The following is a 17,202-nucleotide window of genomic DNA, read 5'->3' as shown; positions in this document are numbered from 1 at the left end:
CTCAATTTTAAACAAGGCTTCTCATGCTCGAAAAACTGTTTCAGCTACAACAACATAATACAACGGTAAAAAAAGAAATTATTGCCGGTTTTACCACGTTTTTAACCATGGCCTATATTATTTTTGTTAACCCTGCGATGCTAGCTGATGCTGGTATGGATCATGGCGCGGTTTTCGTTGCTACTTGTATTGCAGCAGCCATTGGTTGTTTAGTGATGGGCTTACTTGCTAACTATCCAATCGCACTAGCGCCTGGTATGGGCTTGAATGCATTTTTTACCTATACAGTGGTACTTGATATGGGCTACACCTGGCAAGTTGCACTTGGTGGTGTCTTTGTTTCGGGTTTAGTATTCATTATTTTAAGCCTATTTAATATTCGCGAATGGATCATCAACAGTATTCCACATTCATTGCGTTTTGGTATTGCTGCAGGTATTGGTCTGTTTCTCGCCTTCATCGCTTTAAAAAATGCAGGCATTGTTGTTGATAGCCCTGCAACGTTATTAACTTTAGGCGACATTACTGCATTACCTGCAATATTCGCAGCTATTGGCTTGTTTTTAATTGTTGGTTTAGCCAATAGAGGTGTTAGCGGCGCAGTTATGATCTCTATTTTAGTGATCACTTTGTTAGGAATTATTTTCGGCGACATTCAATATCAAGGCATAGTTTCAATGCCACCACCTGTTGCGCCAACATTTATGCAGCTTGATATTACTGGCGCTCTCGAAGTGGGTATGCTTTCCGTTATTTTCGCTTTTCTTTTTGTTGACTTATTTGATACCTCAGGCACTCTTATTGCCGTTGCACAGCGTGGAAATTTATTAGACGAAAAGGGTAACTTCCCCCGTTTAGGAAAAGCATTATTAGCGGATTCAACGGCAACAGTCGCGGGTAGTGTTTTAGGTACATCAACAACAACAAGCTTTGTAGAAAGTACCGCTGGTGTTGCTGCTGGTGGCCGTACAGGCTTAACCGCTGTAACGGTTGGTATCCTATTCTTATTATCACTAATGTTTTCACCACTAGCCGCTATGGTACCTGCTTACGCAACAGCGGGGCCGTTATTTTATGTTGCTGTATTAATGCTGGCTGGCTTAGTTAATGTGCAATGGGATGATTTATCAGAAGCAGTCCCTGTTGCCGTTATTTGTATCACCATGCCTTTAACTTTTTCAATTGCTAATGGTATCGCGTTCGGCTTTATTAGCTATGTTGCGGTACGTGCTTTTAGTGGTCACTTCAACAAGATTAACCTCAGTGTTTTATGTCTAGCATTGTTGTTCTTATTTAAGTTTGCTTTTTTTGCTTAACTTTTGCTTTTAAACTTTTATTCTCTGGGAAAATGACCAATGTCTATCACATCAAAAATTTGTAAGTCGGTGCTTTTTACAAGCATAGTATTAGCCAGCTCAGTCAATGCTGAAACGCTATGGAGTGATAACTCCATTAGTTATTTGAAAAATGTTGATGACTTTCAATTATTAGAAAACGACAATATTAATGTTATTACTTTTGAGCATGCTTCAGGGCATAACTGGGGTGATGTTTTCTTTTTTGCTGACCGAATTACCGCAAGCAAAGACAGTAACAACGGTCGTTATGAAGAAACCTATGGCGAATTATCTGCGCGTTTAAGTTTAAGCTATTTAACCGGTAACAAAATAGCGATGGGGCCAATTAGCGACTTATACCTAGCAGGCACTTATGAACATGATACAGGTAATAATGACGGCTTTGGTTTTGGTTTTAACAACTACTTAGTGGGAGTTGGTGCATCATGGGATATTTCGGGCTTTAACTACTTACAAAGTAATATCTATTTAGCTGAAAATGATGATACCGATAATGACTACCAGTTAACAGTTGCTTGGGGTTACCCAATTGCGATTGGTAAGCATGACATTATTATTGATGGTTATTTAGATTGGTCTTCTGCAGCTGATGATCACAGTGCTGATTTTCATTTTAATCCACAAGTACGCTTAGATGTTGGTAAATACTTTGGTAAAGCAAAGTTTGTTGAAGCGGGTATTGAGTATTCGTACTGGCATAACAAGTTTGGCATTAGTGGTATCAACAATGAAAACACCGTTAGCGCAATGGTAAAGGTTCACCTATAGCCCTATAAGCAAAACAGTGTAATTCAGATATAAAAAACTCGTTAATCATTAACGAGTTTTTTTGTTTTAGGGCTTAAAGAAACTAAGGTTAGCTAGCAGGAGTCAATCATAACTAATCAACGTTAAGCGCTAAATAACGTCGATTATGACGGATCATTTCCGTTAACTCTAAAACATAGTCGGTACCGCGTTCTGAATATGGTATTAATCCAGTCGCAAGTATTTCAGGAGACAAAGGTTGGCCTTGCTCTCTTAATTGCCCTCTAATGGTCCTAAAAACCATATAAGCACTGTTAGTATTAATATTTTTTAAATAGCGTGCAACACCTTGCTTTACAGAGCTATAGGCAGCAACTTCATGTTTTGCTCCGACATTCCTGCCGCTAGGCACCATGCCACAGCCTTTTTTATAGCACCAAACACCGAAGAAGTTTAAGCCAATTCGAGCAAAGCGAGATGTCCCCCAAGCAGATTCATTCGCGGCTTGCACCAATATCAACGCTGATGGAATGACATCTACCTTCAATTGCAACTCATAAAGTTGTCTTAAAAGTGAAAACTTCTTACTGACTCGATACTGCTTGCTTAAGTCAGCAACAAAGCTATGCTCTTGTTCAGTAAAAGGTTGTTCTAGTGTCAATTGTGCAATCAAACGCTCAACTTCATTACGCAAGGTTAATATGCTTTCATTCTCAGCTAGTATTGCCGGTTTAATAAAAGCAAAAAATTGTTTTTTCTTTTCTTTAACATCACGAATACTGGCAAAATCAGGCAAAACCACATCATGCAATGGTTGCTCTATCACTTTAACCACTTTAGGAACCTTTTTCGGCTCTTCAACGACAATTACTGGCGCTTTATTTTTAACTTGCACTGGTAAAAATGTAAAAGGGGCAATTAAGCCAATACCAAGCAGTACTATAAATATCAAGCCAAGCAAGTATTGTTTATTAATTATTATCAAGCCTTAAACTTCCTATGTCGTCGGTAAATATTACTCATAATAAGCAACACATAAACTATCATTTATTATGCTGAAAATGTATCAGTGATTGAATCAGGTTTATCTGTTGAAGATTGCGTCTGTAAACCAAAAATCTCTCGGTATAAAATACCTTTCACGTTATAAAACATTGGCGCTATAAAGGTTAAACAAAACAGAAAAAATGCAATCGCGATAAAACCAAGCTCTGAGCCGCCAGCGGCAGCAACAGGCAGTGCAGAAATAATCACCGCTAGTGCCAGTAGTAGATATATTGAAAATAATTTAAACCATTGAAAACGTGTTGCTTGAATACAAACAGTAATGGCCTTCATCGGTGATAATCGTTTTTCTACAACTAAAGGTAGCGCTAGTGACAGTGCAACCGCTAAAAAGATGCCAGGTAGATAAAATAAGGTTAAGCCAATGGTAACAAGCGTAGAGGTTAGTAAGGCACAAACAGCAACCCAACTACCCCGTTTCAAAAAGGCAAAAACCAATTGAGAGCGTGTTTTTAAGCCTACAGAATGAAATACGCCCATCATTTCAACACCCACTAAAAATGGGTAAACCACCAAAGTGACAATAATATTCAGTAAAGTCATCGATTGCGGATCTTTAATGACCTCTTCAATCCCACCTAATGGCGCACTTGCAATTATTGAAACAAACATACCGATGAATAAACAGAAAAATAGTCCCAAATTAATCGCCATACGAGATTTGAGTGTGATCTGCCAAGCTTCTTTTAAAATAGCTACAACATCAAGGTTATACTCACCTTTAATAGCAGTATCGATACTGCCGCCAACTTTCATGATAGGAAGTTTTTCCACAAAAATATTTACCTAAATGAGAAGCAATCAAATACTTCATTACTGCATAATTATTTGCAGTATATCGTAAATAACCTACGTCTGTGAACAATCTTAGAGAGATTCAGAGTATTTTGAACCCCTGTGAAGTTAAATATGAATTAGAAAGTAGTAAATGAATCAAAGAGAAGTTACAGACAATAGTAAATAAGGTTAGCTGGTGCCAGGCGATAATTTACGTTATAGAAGAATAAGATCTCCCCTGTTTTCCATAAAGGCACTAATTTTTAATCGCCAGTAGTTTCTCGCTATAAAAGTGCCAGAAACCTTTAAATGACTTGAATTGGTAAACTTGACCTTGATAACTTGTTTTCATAAAGCTTCCTATATTAGAGGCTTTTATTGCCTATTTATTAACCAAAATGAACGGTAAACTAAATGTAATAGTGCATAGTAATATGTCAAAGCATATACCATCATTGTATGTTAGTGTTAACGCTAGCCATTACGGCTCTTGCTTAATATTTTTCAATAAAGATTGAAAGTACCCTGCGCCCTTCTCATGCGCCAAAGCAATATTGTTCTCCGGAATAGCTTCGGGATCTTTATAGACCTTTAACACACGCGCCATACTTTCTTCACGAATTAAATGTAAAGTTGGGTACGGGGAACGGTTAGTGTAATTACCAGCATCATCGTAGTCAACGTCAGAAAAGCAGTACTCAGGATGGAAATTAGCAATTTGGAATATACCTTCAAAGCCTTCATCAACCAACAAGTCATTACCATAGTCGACTAAATCTAAAAAACGATTAAAGTCCCTAAAGCCCTGTTGATAAATTACCAAACTTGTTTCAATTTCAGGGTTGTCCTTTAGGTAGTTACACTGCAGCAATAGTTCTTTGAGCGCAGCTTTAATTTGCTCTTTATCACTAAGATGATAATGAATGGTTTGATTAACAAATTCCTTTTTTGCAAATGGACAAAAATTCAGCCCAATAATCACTTGTTCAAGCCACTGTTTTGTTTGTTCTATTTCAATTTTCGTCGTCATGTTAATTGTTATAAACCTTGCAATTTTTTACTAATAATCTAACTATTTATCGACTAACCACTTAACTGGTGTTATTTAGCTGTTACTACTTAGCCATCATTACTTTGCTGTAACTGCCACATGGCAAAATAGTGTCCTTGCTCCGTTAGTAGTTCTTGATGAGTGCCTTGCTCAATAATTTCACCTTGTTGCATAACAATAATATTATCGGCATCAATGATAGTTGATAAACGATGAGCAATAACCAAGCTAGTACGGTGCTCTGCAACTTCTTTAATCGCGGTTAAAATCGCTTGTTCTGATTGGCTATCGAGTGACGACGTTGCTTCATCAAATACTAATATACGAGGGTTCTTCAAAATGGTTCTAGCGATGGCTACTCGCTGCTTTTCACCACCCGATAGTTTTAAACCACGCTCACCAACAATGGTTTCAACACCTTCAGGTAGTCGTGAAACAAAGTCTGCCAAATGTGCCAATTCAAATGCATTATTTACTGCCGCTGTGTCTGCGCTCGGTTCACCATAATAAACATTAGCAAACAAGGTATCGTTAAACAGCACAGTATCTTGCGGTACTATCCCTATATTTTTTCTTAAAGAATGCTGGCTAACTTCATGTATGTTTTGCCCATCAATTGAAATGGCCCCTGAGTCACAATCATAAAATCTAAACAGCAACTTTACTAACGTTGATTTACCAGAGCCACTTTCACCGACAACCGCTACTTTTTGCCCTGACTTTATCGTAAATGATAAGTTCTTAATGATTGGACGCTTTGCATCATAAGCAAAACTCACATCTTCAAATTTAATTTCCGCCTGTGACAATGCCAACACACCAGCATTGTCAGTGTCTTCTACTTTTGGTTTTCTCAGCATGAGCTCGAACATATGCTCAATATTCGCTAGAGACCCTTTTATTTCTCGATAAACAAAACCAAGGAAGTTTAAAGGAATAAATAACTGCATCATAAAGGCATTAATTAAGACAAAGTCACCTAAAGTCATTTGCTGATGAGTAACTTGATAGGCTGCCAATGCAAGCATCGCGGTCATAGAGCAAGAAATAATAACCGCTTGACCACCATTTAGCGCAAATAACGATAAACGGTTTTGCATCTTAGCAGTTTCCCAACTCTCTAGCTGCTTATCATAAGCCTTAGCCTCATACTCTTCATTGGTAAAATATTTAACGGTTTCATAGTTCAGTAAACTATCAATGGCTCGAGTATTACTAGAAGAGTCAGCCTTGTTTGCGGCGCGAATAAAGCGTATACGCCAATCGGTAGCAAATACGGAATAGCCAACATAAAGCACAATTGACATGGTAGTGATTAGCGCGAACCAAATGCCGTAATTTATCAATAAAATACTCACCACCATAATAATTTCAATTAAGGTTGGAATGATATTGAAAATCATAAAGCGCATTAAGAAACTAATGCCCGAGGTGCCGCGATCAATATCTCGTGATAAACCACCTGTTTGGCGATTTAAGTGAAAGTCGAGATCTAGCTTATGCAAGTGCTGAAACACTTTTAAGCCAATACGTCGAATTGCACGTTCAGTGACCCGACCAAATAAGGTATCACGAATTTCTGCAAATAAAACAATAGTAAGACGTATTAAACCATATGCCCCCACCAATGCGAATGGCACAAGAAAAACACGGTTTTCTTCCTGTTTATCTAAAATATCAACAATATCTTTTAGAATAAACGGCAAATAGACACTAGCAACTTTGGTTAAAATCAAACAGGCAAGCGCGAGGAAAATACGGGTTTTAAATTCAAATAAGTAAGGTAGTAGTAGCTTAACTACACGCCAATTAAAGGTCGTTACTTCCTGTTCGGATTGAATAGGTCTGCGCATAGTTAATAAAAAATCCTGACTGTTATGTTAGCAACACATCAACAATGTATTACTCAAGTAAAGATCGCTATATTAGCACTATTTAGGGAAATAATTCTTAAAACTTCGATGCTTAAATAGCGTTTACAAAAAAGTGCTTATACAATGTTATAGTGCTATTTATGATCTTTTTTTTGCTCTGTGCTAACGCAATAGAGGGTTATTTCAATCTTTACAACACTTTTCGATAAGGTCATATGCTCGCATTAATGAACAACATACTTGATCGCTGCTTTTTCACAATCACGTTTATTTTAGGTGTGCAACTTCCTGAGTTTATGCAGCAGTATCAACAGCGCCTTTCTGGTCATTTGAATGAAGCTCAACTACAATTAGCTCAATTTCAAGATATAGCTCAACAGCACTTTGAAGGCAGCTTGACGACTATGATTACACGCTACAAAGGAAATAGTGAAGCGTCTATTATCAATACCGGTGAGTTAATTGAGCGATTATCAATACGTGTAGAATATTTAAACGCTCACTTAGAACAGATCAAAGCAACAGATTATTTAGCTAGCGTTTACCAATTTATTTGGCATTTAGATAAGCAAATCACCGTAGCTACCTTAGAAAGTTTTTCAATGGCCATTCCACTTGAACTGCAAGCTATAGCCACCGGAGTTACTTTAGCGATAACAACCTTAATATTAAAAGAGCTTTTAATTATTGCCGTTAGAGCTCCTTTTAAAACCAAACCTGTCGATGAAGTGAAATAGCTGATAGCAAACCTAGCACTTATAAATAATACCGGTTTCATTAAGTTTGTGATCTTGTTGTGCGTAGGAAAAACTAACCCAAATTAGGTAATTGATTGATCAATAGCTGGCTATTGGGACTGAAAGCACAGGTTTTTAGTTCCAGACAAAACCTAAGTACTCACATTCTTGTGAGCAACGCAGCCTTGGGTTATTTTAACCAGCACAAAAAAAAGGCTGCCGAAGCAACCTTTTATACTGTACAAAATGCAAAACTGATTTGCTGACTTATTTGCCGTTGCCGTCTTCGACGCGACTTTTAAGCTTTTGACCTGGGCGGAACGTTACCACTTTACGTGCAGAAATTGGAATATCTTCACCTGTTTTAGGGTTACGTCCTGGGCGCTCGCTTTTCACGCGTAGATCAAAGTTTCCGAAACCAGACAGTTTTACTTGTTCGCCTGACTCTAAAGTTTCACGAATTTCTTCGAAAAACACTTCAACCATATCTTTTGCGTCGCGCTTGCTAAGCCCAACTTTTTCAAATAAATGTTCTGCTACTTCTGCTTTAGTTAGCGCCATTTTTTAATCCCTCAGAGATGCATTTAGTTCAGTTTTCAATGTATCAACCACTCGGTCAACTACGTCAGTGATATCCTTTTCTTCTAGGGTTTTATCGATATCTTGCAATGTCAACGCAATTGCTAAGCTCTTAAAACCAGATTCAATACCATTACCTCGGTATACATCGAACAAGTTTAGATCAACTAAATAATTTCCGCCAACCTTTTCAATAAGTTGTAGAACATTATTTGCACTAACTTGATCTTCAACAACAACGGCTATATCACGTCTATTCGCAGGAAAGCGAGATATATCAAGCGATAGCGGGATATTTCGCACACAAACTTCACTTAATAAAAGCTCAAAAACCAAGGTGCGACCGTTTAGTCCTAATTTTCGTTCTAATTCAGGATGTAACGCGCCAATATGACCAACAAGCACACCATTTTTATGAATAGCTGCCGTTTGTCCTGGGTGTAGAGCATCAATTTCTGCTTTTGAAAATTGATAAGCGTTAACGTTGCTAGTTAAGCTTAATAATGCTTCAACATCAGCTTTTATGTCATAAAAGTCAGTTGCGGCTTTTTCAATATCCCAATGCTCTTCACTACGTTGACCACTAAGCACACCAGCGATCATGTTTTCTTGACGAACACCATTTTCAGCACTTTCATCAGGAATGAAACGTAAACCCGTTTCAAATAAACGTACACGGCCTTGCTGACGATTTTGATTATAAATAACTGACTGCAATAATCCCGTCCATAAACTCACACGCATTTCTGACATTTCGCTCGAAATTGGGTGTGGCAAAGTCATCGTTGCTTGACCAGGATGAATTTGCACTTGTATTTTAGGGTCAACAAAACTGTAAGTAATCGCTTCTTGGTAACCGCGATTCGCTAAGGCGTTACGTAATTTACTTACCGGTAACACCGCTTCTTTTTGCTCACGCATTGCCAATGTAGCTTTTGGAGAAATATTTGGAATGTTGTTGTAACCAAAAATACGCGCCACTTCTTCAATTAAATCAACTTCGATGCTGATATCGAAACGATAAGCTGGTACTACAACAGTCCATACTTTATCTTCGTTTTCACCACTTTCAGCAACATTAAAACCTAAGCGAGTTAATATTTCAGTTACCGTTGCATCTTTAATGTGATGACCAATACGACCATCTAATTTTGCACGACGTAATGCTACCGTTCGTTCTGCTGGAATATTATCTTTCGATACAGCTTCAACAATAGGACCGGCTTCACCGCCAACAATTTCTAATAATAAAGTTGTAGCACGTTCCATTGCATCACGTTGTAATTGCGGATCAATACCACGCTCATAGCGATGTGACGCATCAGTGTGTAAACCATATTGACGTGCTTTACCTAATATAGCTAATGGCGCAAAAAAAGCACTTTCTAAAAAGATATCTTTTGATTCGGTAGTTACACCAGATGCTAGTCCACCAAAAATACCGGCCATAGCCAAAGATTTGCTGTCATCAGCAATCACTAATGTTTGTGTTGAAAGTGTTACTTCGTTTTCATCAAGTAAAACTAACTTTTCACCTTCGCTTGCATAACGTACGTTAATAGCACCATCAATAGCAGCTAGGTCAAATGCATGCATCGGGTGACCTTGCTCTAACAACACATAGTTAGTTACATCAACTACAGGGTCGATTGAACGTGTACCACAACGACGTAGCTTTTCTATCATCCATAAAGGTGTTTGTGCATTTACATCAATATTTTTAATCACACGCCCTAAATAACGAGGACATGCTTGTTCTGCTGCCAAGGTAATAGCAACAGTATCGTCAATTGTTGGTGTTACCGCAGTAATTGTTGGTTCAGTTACGCTTAAGCTATTTAATACGCCAACTTCACGTGCTAAACCTTTAAGGCCTAGACAGTCGCCACGGTTAGCCGTTAAATCAACATCAATAGTTACGTCATTAAGGTCAAGGTATTCACGAACACACAGCCCTAGTGGTGCATCATTAGCTAATTCCATAATGCCATCAGCGCTTTCAGCTAAGCCAATTTCTGATTCACTACACAGCATGCCGTGTGATGGTACGCCGCGAAGTTTAGCTTTTTTAATTTTAAAGTTACCTGGCAGTACTGCACCAACAGTTGCAACGGCAACTTTTAAGCCTAAACGACAATTTTTAGCACCACAAACAATGTCGACTAACTCGCCATCATTAAAATCTGGACCTAAATTAATTTTTGTTACTTGTAATTTATCTGCATCCGGATGAGGACCACACTCAACAACCTCACCAATCAGTACACCAGAAAATTCTCCAGCTACAGGTTCTACGGCATCAACTTCAAGGCCAGCCATGGTAATTTGATGAGCTAATTCATCTGAAGATATAGCAGGGTTTACCCACTCACGTAACCAAGATTCACTAAATTTCATTATATGGCTTTCCTACTTGAACTGTTTTAAGAAGCGAAGATCATTTTCAAAGAATGAGCGTAAATCATTTACGCCGTAACGTAGCATGGTTAAACGCTCAACTCCCATACCAAAGGCGAAACCAGTATATATTTCAGGGTCTATGCCGACGCTGCGTAAAACATTAGGATGTACCATGCCACAACCTAGTACTTCTAACCATTTACCGTTTTTACCCATAATATCAACTTCTGCTGATGGTTCTGTAAACGGGAAGTAAGACGGGCGAAAGCGTATTTCGACCTCTTCTTCAAAGAAATGATGTAGAAAATCATGCAAAACGCCTTTTAAATGCGTAAAGCTAACATCTTTATCAACCATTAAACCTTCTACTTGATGAAACATCGGCGTATGAGTTTGGTCATAATCATTACGGTACACTTTACCTGGAGAGATAATACGTAAAGGCGGCTGTTCTTTTTCCATGGTGCGAATTTGTACGCCAGATGTTTGCGTACGCAGCACTAATTTAGGATTAAAGTAAAAAGTATCGTGATCTTGGCGTGCAGGATGATGTTCAGGAATATTCAAGGCATCAAAGTTGTGAAAATCATCTTCAACTTCAGGACCTTGTTTAACTGAAAAGCCTAAATCACCGAAGAAACTTTCAATTCGTTCAATCGTGCGAGTAACTGGGTGCAAACCACCTAGTTCGTCACCACGCCCTGGCAGCGTTACATCGATAGATTCAGCAGCAAGTTGCTGCTTAATAACTTCGGCACGTAATAATTCACCACGTTCAGTCAAAAGCTTTTGTACTTTTTGTTTAGCGATGTTAATCACTTGACCCGCTTTGGGTTTTTCTTCTTTTGGTAACTTACTTAGGCCTTTCATCTGTTCCGTGAACAAACCTTTTTTCCCTAAAAAGTTAACGCGAACTTGGTCAAGTTCTGCAGGATCAGTTGCCGCAGCAATTGCTTGTTCTGCCTGCAATATAATATCGTCTAAATTCATGAGTTCCTCTAAAGCGTGTTTAAAGCCGCTATATTCATAATAGTATAGAAATACAACGCATTAACATCGGCCAATATTATGGCCTTTAGCTAGACTTTTTCGATTAATAAAATGGTGAATGATTTTACACAAAAATCAGTCGAGAAAGTAGAGTAAATCTACGTTTTTTAACAAAAAGTTAGTACTAGTTAACTTTTATATTTATAAAAAGAAAAGAATTAGCACTTATTGCGACTTAAACACAAAAATAAGTAATAAATTTAAAGATAATTTCATTGCTTTAAGTCCTTCAGAATTTTCGTCCGTATGCTACCTGCCATACGCTGCATCTTTAAAATATAAAAAAGCTTCTTTATAGAAGCCTTTTATTCTCAGCATGTAAACATTCAAGTTATGATTTAAAGGTTGTAGCCAGACTCATCATGCTCAATCAAATCAAGTCCGGTGATCTCTTGCTCCTTTGACACTCGTAAACCTTTGGTCATAAGCGCAACTAATTTAAATAGCAGGTAAGATACTATTGCTGTATAAACTATAGTTGAACCAATACCGATCAACTGTACGCTAACCTGCCCTATCATAGTGCTGATACCTTCAGCATAACCGTAGCCACTAAAAGCGCCAAGTTCAGTTGAAGCAAATACACCAGCGAGCAATGTCCCCAATATACCGCCAACACCATGTACAGGGAAGACATCTAAAGAATCATCTATTTTAAGTTTTTGTTTAATATAGACCGTTGAATAGAAACAAACGATACCGGCAGCAACTCCAATAACTAAAGCGCCACCTGGTCCAACAAAACCAGAAGCGGGTGTGATAGTGCCTAAACCAGCAACCATTCCGGTAACCGCACCTAAAACACTGGCTTTCCCAAATTTTTTCCACTCAATAGCTGCCCAAGTTAGTGCTCCAGCAGAAGCTGATAAGTGTGTTACCAACATTGCCATGGAAGCATCCCCACTAGCAGCTAAAGCGCTACCGCCATTAAAGCCAAACCAGCCGACCCAAAGCATACCGGCGCCAGTAACCGTCATCGTAAGGTTATGCGGTAACATCGGCGTTCTCGGAAAACCATGACGCGGGCCTAATACAACCGCAGCAACTAATGCCGCAACACCTGCGGTGATGTGTACAACAATCCCACCGGCAAAGTCATAAACCCTCATTTGTGCAAGCCAGCCGCCACCCCACACCCAATGTGTTACTGGGGCATAAACTACTAGTAGCCATAACCCTGAAAAAATTAATACCGCGGAGAACTTCATTCTTTCCGCATATGCACCAATAATAAGCGCAGGAGTTATTACTGCAAAGGTCATTTGAAATAGCATAAAAAGGCTTTCTGGAATATCGCCAGAAAGCGACTCCTTTGTTATGCCAGCCATAAGTACTTTACTAAAGTCACCTATCAACGCATTACCTTCGCCAAAAGCCAAGCTGTAACCGATAATAAACCACAAAATAGAGGAGACACCGGCAATTGCAAAACACTGCATCAAAATAGACAAAATATTCTTTCTACGTACCAAACCGCCATAAAACAAGGCAAGTCCTGGTAAAGTCATCAGTAAGACTAACGCTGTAGATGTTAATATCCACGCAGTATTAGCGCCATTAAGCGCAGGTCCTTCCGCAATAACGGGTAAAGAAAAAGTTAAAGCGAACAGTGTGATCATTATTTTTTTCATTTTACATCCACATTCTAATTTTCAATTATAACTAGCAAAGTTTTGGTACATAAATCAGTCAAACTACAAAGTTTAAATAGCCTCATCATCAGTTTCACCGGTCCGAATACGTGTGATGCTTTCGATATTGGTGACAAAAATTTTGCCATCACCTATTTTTCCGGTTTGAGCGGAGCTAACAATGGCTTCACCAACACGTTCATAAAAATCATCTTTTACAGCAATTTCAAATTTAATTTTGGGTAAGAAATCTACTGAGTATTCAGCACCTCGATAAAGCTCGGTATGGCCTTTTTGTCTACCAAAGCCTTTAACCTCAGTAACAGTCATACCATCAATATCAATTTCGCTTAAAGCCTCACGGACATCATCCATTTTGAACGGTTTAATAATTGCGGTTACTAATTTCATTCGCTCACCTTCAGTGCATTGACAATCTAGTTAGGTTTTTAAATCTATTATTTGGAAAGTACTAAGCACCATCTATACCCACAGTTAAAATAACAATAAATACAAAGAGTTAATAACAAACAAAAATAAAAAAGAAATATTAAAGCACCAATTTAGTGCATAGGGATGGTGACTAAGTGCAATATTGGTGCAAAGTGATTATTTTGAGTCAAATGGTGCGAAAAAATGATTACGGCCTTTAACTACTAAATTCGTTTTCGCTTTTATCCGCCAGCCATAAGGAGTAAAGAATAATTGTACTAGGTGTCGTCGCTACGTTGATAAAAGCTATTCATACACTGAACCTTACTTTTACCTTCACATTGGTTGAGCGTACTTTTTGCTTCATTGGCGTCAATACTGCTTAAGTTAAGTATTAGCAAACTAGACATAGAGAATACCAAAGAAAATGGTATATGAATTAACGCATAACCTATCCGTTCCGTGAGTCCCATTGATTTATCAATAAAGACAATAATGATGTGTATCACTAATACGAATAATATAGGAAGTCCGACAAATAAAAATATATTGCCTTGAAATTTAATATCGAAATAATATATGGCTAACGAAATGAAAACATGAATAATTGAAATTATTGGTGGTAGCGCTAAAAATATTTTCACCATAGTATTTTAAATATTCCCTTGTATACTAATAAGTCACATCAAAACTGTATACTGGCTCTTCAGTTTTTACTAAAACTCTTTCTTATCACATAAAAAAGCCCCGCAACTGCGAGGCCATCAAAAATATATTAAACTAAAAAATCAATCTACTAATTGATATTCATCACGCAAAATATTAATCACTTCTTGTTTCGGATTTTCAGATAAAACAATTTTTTCACCAGTAATTTTTTCTGCAATCGCGGTATAGGTTTCCGAAACAGCCATCAATACTGATGCCGGCAATTCGTTATCACGAGCTAGTGCTTCGCGTTCCGGCATACGATCTTTATTTAAAAGAATATCGGCATCAGGAAAATGATTCAGTAATAACTGACGGAAGCCTTCTTTTGAATTTTCAACAACCTTGCCAGCACGATACTCTTCGCCATCCCAAATACGTGACGAATCAGGCGTACCTACTTCATCCATATAGATTAGCTTATCATTACCGTCGCGGTCTTTTACGTAGCCAAATTCAAATTTAGTATCAACAAAAATTTGATCAAGCTTTGCTAACGCGTCAGAAATCACGTCAAAACCTTCAGTTAGGAACTTTTCATAAAGCGTAATATCGTCTAATGATTTAAAGTTAAATGCTGTAAAGTTATCTTCAATATTTTTACGAGTAATGTTGACATCGTCCACCGCTGGTACGCCTGGAATACCTTCCAAAATACCTTTAGTTGATGGTGTTTGTAATAATTCAGATAGCTTGCTGTCTTTTTCAAGACCTTCAGCTAACTCAATACCACAAAACTCACGTTCACCTTTAGTATATGAACGCCACATTGAGCCAGTAATATATTGACGACAAATCGCTTCAATCATTACAGGTTTAGCTTTTTGTACTATCCAAACAAATGGGTGTGGAATATCTAAAATATGGCTATCGGCTAAACCTTGCTCTTTAAATAACTTGAACCAATGGTTTGAAATAGCATTTAATGCTGCCCCTTTACCTGGAACGCCTTTCATGCCGCCTTCACCACGCCAAACACAATCAAAGGCAGAAATTCTGTCACTGATCACCATAATAGCTAACGGTGTATCTGCGGCAACATCATAACTTTTTTCTTCAATTAATCGACGACTGTCAGATGCTGTTAACCAGTATACCGAGCGTACCTTACCGCTGTGCACGGGGGCGTCAGTACGAATAGGCAAATCATTATTTACCGCTAAAACTTGATCAGCTAGACTCATAATAAGACCTTTGATTCCTATAATTACATTAGAGATTAAATTAAACTTTTAACTAAGCAGACTTAATTCGCCTTTAGAACCTGCTTAGTTAACAGCTCATTCCAATATGGTTTTATTTTCCTGACTTTTTAGTCAAGTTTTTAAATCCTGAAAAAAGAAAAGGACGCCTAGGGCGTCCTTTTCAAAGAGCTAATATCTCAAACTTATGCTAAAGAAGCTTGCGCTTTTTCAACTAAGAATGTGAAAGCTGCTTTATCGTATACTGCGATGTCAGCTAGGATCTTACGATCGATTTCAATAGAAGCCTTTTTAAGACCATTAATGAAACGGCTGTAAGATAAACCATTTTGACGAGCTGCTGCGTTAATACGAGCAATCCAAAGTTGACGGAATTGACGCTTACGTTGACGACGGTCACGGTATGCGTATTGACCAGCTTTAGTTACAGCTTGGAAAGCAACGCGATAAACGCGACTACGAGCACCGTAGTAACCTTTAGCTTGCTTTAGAACCTTCTTGTGACGTGCACGCGCTTGTACACCACGTTTTACTCTTGCCATTCTATTTCTCTCCTATTAACCGTGACGTAAAAGTTTTTTAACTGACTTAATGTCAGCAGCCGCAATCATGCTTTTTGCACGAAGGTGACGTTTTACTTTAGTACGGCGCTTAGTCAAGATATGACGAAGACCAGCTTGTTTGAACTTATAGCCATTAGCTGTTTTTTTGAAGCGCTTTGCAGCACCACTGTTAGTTTTCATTTTAGGCATGAATATTACTCCGCATTCACACAATAAATATCTTCATATTTAAGGTGTTGCCATTGAAATTTAGTAAATTAGGCGAAAATCTTGTCACTGTAAACAGTTATAGATTCTACTTGCAGGCCTAAGTTTACCCGTTAAAAACAATACTGGTGAACTAACATTCGAAAATGCTAGCTACTTGCATATACCAAATATTGATTATTTTTTAGGTGCTAGTACCATCACCATTTGTCGTCCTTCCGCTCTACGAGGGAAGAATTCTACTACTGTTAGTTCTGCTAAATCGTTTTTAACGCGAGTTAACAACTCTAAACCGAGTTCTTGGTGGGCCATTTCGCGACCACGGAAACGTAAAGTAACTTTAACTTTATCGCCACCTTCTAAAAAGCGTTTCAAGTTACGTAGTTTAACTTGATAATCGCCTTCATCTGTACCAGGACGGAATTTAATTTCCTTGACCTGTATTTGTTTCTGCTTTTTACGCTGTTCTTTTTGTTCTTTAGATTTCTCATAAAGAAACTTGCCGTAATCCATAACTCTAAGAACAGGAGGTTTAGCTGTTGGGCTAATTTCAACAAGATCTACACCAGCTTCTTCAGCTTGGTTCATTGCCTCATCTAATGTGACGATACCACCAGGTTCTCCGTCATATTTAATCAAACGAACTTCGTTACCTGCAATACCAGTAATCAACTCATTTAAACGATGTGCTGGCTCTTTCTGCCCGCCTCGTTGTCCACCTTTAATAGCCATGTTCCTCCAAAGAACTTTTATTATAAACTTATATATGATTACTTAGGCTATAAAGCATTTATAACCTAAATAATTAAAACAGTGTCATT

The 17,202-nt window shown here is 38.1% G+C and carries 17 protein-coding genes; 3 read left to right on the top strand and 14 right to left on the bottom strand.

Annotated elements, in window-relative coordinates; genetic code table 11:
- The first annotated feature begins 23 nt into the window (after positions 1-23).
- Together B7C41_RS14590 and B7C41_RS14585 are read left to right on the top strand one after the other, a co-directional pair.
- Positions 24-1,316 (top strand): NCS2 family permease, encoded by a 1,293-nt coding sequence (locus tag B7C41_RS14590; protein WP_085299668.1) that lies wholly within the window; start codon positions 24-26, stop codon positions 1,314-1,316.
- Between the two features lie 39 nt (positions 1,317-1,355).
- On the top strand, positions 1,356-2,126 hold the full coding sequence (locus B7C41_RS14585; protein WP_085299667.1) for an outer membrane protein OmpK: 771 nt from the start codon (positions 1,356-1,358) through the stop codon (positions 2,124-2,126).
- 112 nt (positions 2,127-2,238) lie between these two features.
- On the opposite strand, the gene B7C41_RS14580 is transcribed toward B7C41_RS14585, so the two are convergent.
- The 4 genes from B7C41_RS14580 to B7C41_RS14565 form a co-directional block, all read right to left on the bottom strand.
- Positions 2,239-3,090 (bottom strand): glucosaminidase domain-containing protein, encoded by an 852-nt coding sequence (locus B7C41_RS14580; RefSeq protein WP_235839732.1) that lies wholly within the window; start codon positions 3,088-3,090, stop codon positions 2,239-2,241.
- A gap of 65 nt (positions 3,091-3,155) precedes the next feature.
- Positions 3,156-3,944: a hypothetical protein gene (locus tag B7C41_RS14575; RefSeq protein ID WP_085299665.1), complete on the bottom strand. Its 789-nt coding sequence runs from the start codon at positions 3,942-3,944 to the stop codon at positions 3,156-3,158.
- A 484-nt stretch (positions 3,945-4,428) separates the two neighbouring features.
- Entirely contained in the window at positions 4,429-4,977 is a 549-nt protein-coding gene (locus B7C41_RS14570; RefSeq protein WP_085299663.1) for a DUF1415 domain-containing protein, read from the bottom strand.
- Positions 4,978-5,066: 89 nt separating this feature from the next.
- Positions 5,067-6,851 (bottom strand): ABCB family ABC transporter ATP-binding protein/permease, encoded by a 1,785-nt coding sequence (locus B7C41_RS14565; RefSeq protein WP_085299661.1) that lies wholly within the window; start codon positions 6,849-6,851, stop codon positions 5,067-5,069.
- Between the two features lie 248 nt (positions 6,852-7,099).
- On the opposite strand from B7C41_RS14565, the gene B7C41_RS14560 reads away from it, so the two are divergent.
- Entirely contained in the window at positions 7,100-7,609 is a 510-nt protein-coding gene (locus tag B7C41_RS14560; protein WP_158089140.1) for a DUF2937 family protein, read from the top strand.
- Between the two features lie 267 nt (positions 7,610-7,876).
- Here the strand turns inward: B7C41_RS14560 and B7C41_RS14555 are convergent, their stop codons facing one another.
- The 10 genes from B7C41_RS14555 to infC all read right to left on the bottom strand — a co-directional run bounded on the left by B7C41_RS14555 (position 7,877) and on the right by infC (position 17,113).
- On the bottom strand, positions 7,877-8,170 hold the full coding sequence (locus tag B7C41_RS14555) for an integration host factor subunit alpha (protein WP_085299659.1): 294 nt from the start codon (positions 8,168-8,170) through the stop codon (positions 7,877-7,879).
- Between the two features lie 3 nt (positions 8,171-8,173).
- Entirely contained in the window at positions 8,174-10,585 is a 2,412-nt protein-coding gene (pheT, locus tag B7C41_RS14550; RefSeq protein ID WP_085299656.1) for a phenylalanine--tRNA ligase subunit beta, read from the bottom strand.
- A gap of 12 nt (positions 10,586-10,597) precedes the next feature.
- The gene (gene pheS, locus B7C41_RS14545; RefSeq protein ID WP_085299655.1) at positions 10,598-11,578 is read right to left on the bottom strand and encodes a phenylalanine--tRNA ligase subunit alpha; all 981 of its coding nucleotides are present in this window, start codon (positions 11,576-11,578) and stop codon (positions 10,598-10,600) included.
- A 398-nt stretch (positions 11,579-11,976) separates the two neighbouring features.
- On the bottom strand, positions 11,977-13,269 hold the full coding sequence (locus tag B7C41_RS14540) for an ammonium transporter (protein WP_085299653.1): 1,293 nt from the start codon (positions 13,267-13,269) through the stop codon (positions 11,977-11,979).
- Positions 13,270-13,341: 72 nt separating this feature from the next.
- The gene (locus B7C41_RS14535) at positions 13,342-13,680 is read right to left on the bottom strand and encodes a P-II family nitrogen regulator (RefSeq protein WP_085299651.1); all 339 of its coding nucleotides are present in this window, start codon (positions 13,678-13,680) and stop codon (positions 13,342-13,344) included.
- A gap of 299 nt (positions 13,681-13,979) precedes the next feature.
- Complete coding sequence (locus B7C41_RS14530) at positions 13,980-14,348, bottom strand: hypothetical protein (RefSeq protein WP_085299650.1); 369 nt, start codon at positions 14,346-14,348, stop codon at positions 13,980-13,982.
- Positions 14,349-14,489: 141 nt separating this feature from the next.
- The gene (locus B7C41_RS14525; protein WP_085299648.1) at positions 14,490-15,593 is read right to left on the bottom strand and encodes a phosphoribosylaminoimidazolesuccinocarboxamide synthase; all 1,104 of its coding nucleotides are present in this window, start codon (positions 15,591-15,593) and stop codon (positions 14,490-14,492) included.
- A 203-nt stretch (positions 15,594-15,796) separates the two neighbouring features.
- Complete coding sequence (gene rplT, locus B7C41_RS14520; protein ID WP_077284679.1) at positions 15,797-16,153, bottom strand: 50S ribosomal protein L20; 357 nt, start codon at positions 16,151-16,153, stop codon at positions 15,797-15,799.
- A gap of 15 nt (positions 16,154-16,168) precedes the next feature.
- Complete coding sequence (gene rpmI / locus B7C41_RS14515) at positions 16,169-16,363, bottom strand: 50S ribosomal protein L35 (protein ID WP_085299646.1); 195 nt, start codon at positions 16,361-16,363, stop codon at positions 16,169-16,171.
- Between the two features lie 195 nt (positions 16,364-16,558).
- Entirely contained in the window at positions 16,559-17,113 is a 555-nt protein-coding gene (gene infC / locus B7C41_RS14510; RefSeq protein WP_085299644.1) for a translation initiation factor IF-3, read from the bottom strand.
- Between the last annotated feature and the right edge of the window lie 89 nt (positions 17,114-17,202).

The sequence above is a fragment of the Cognaticolwellia mytili genome (genome assembly GCF_002104475.1).
Classification (GTDB): domain Bacteria; phylum Pseudomonadota; class Gammaproteobacteria; order Enterobacterales; family Alteromonadaceae; genus Cognaticolwellia; species Cognaticolwellia mytili.
Note: the sequence above shows the minus strand (reverse complement) of the source record. Positions and strands in the feature narration are given on the sequence as shown.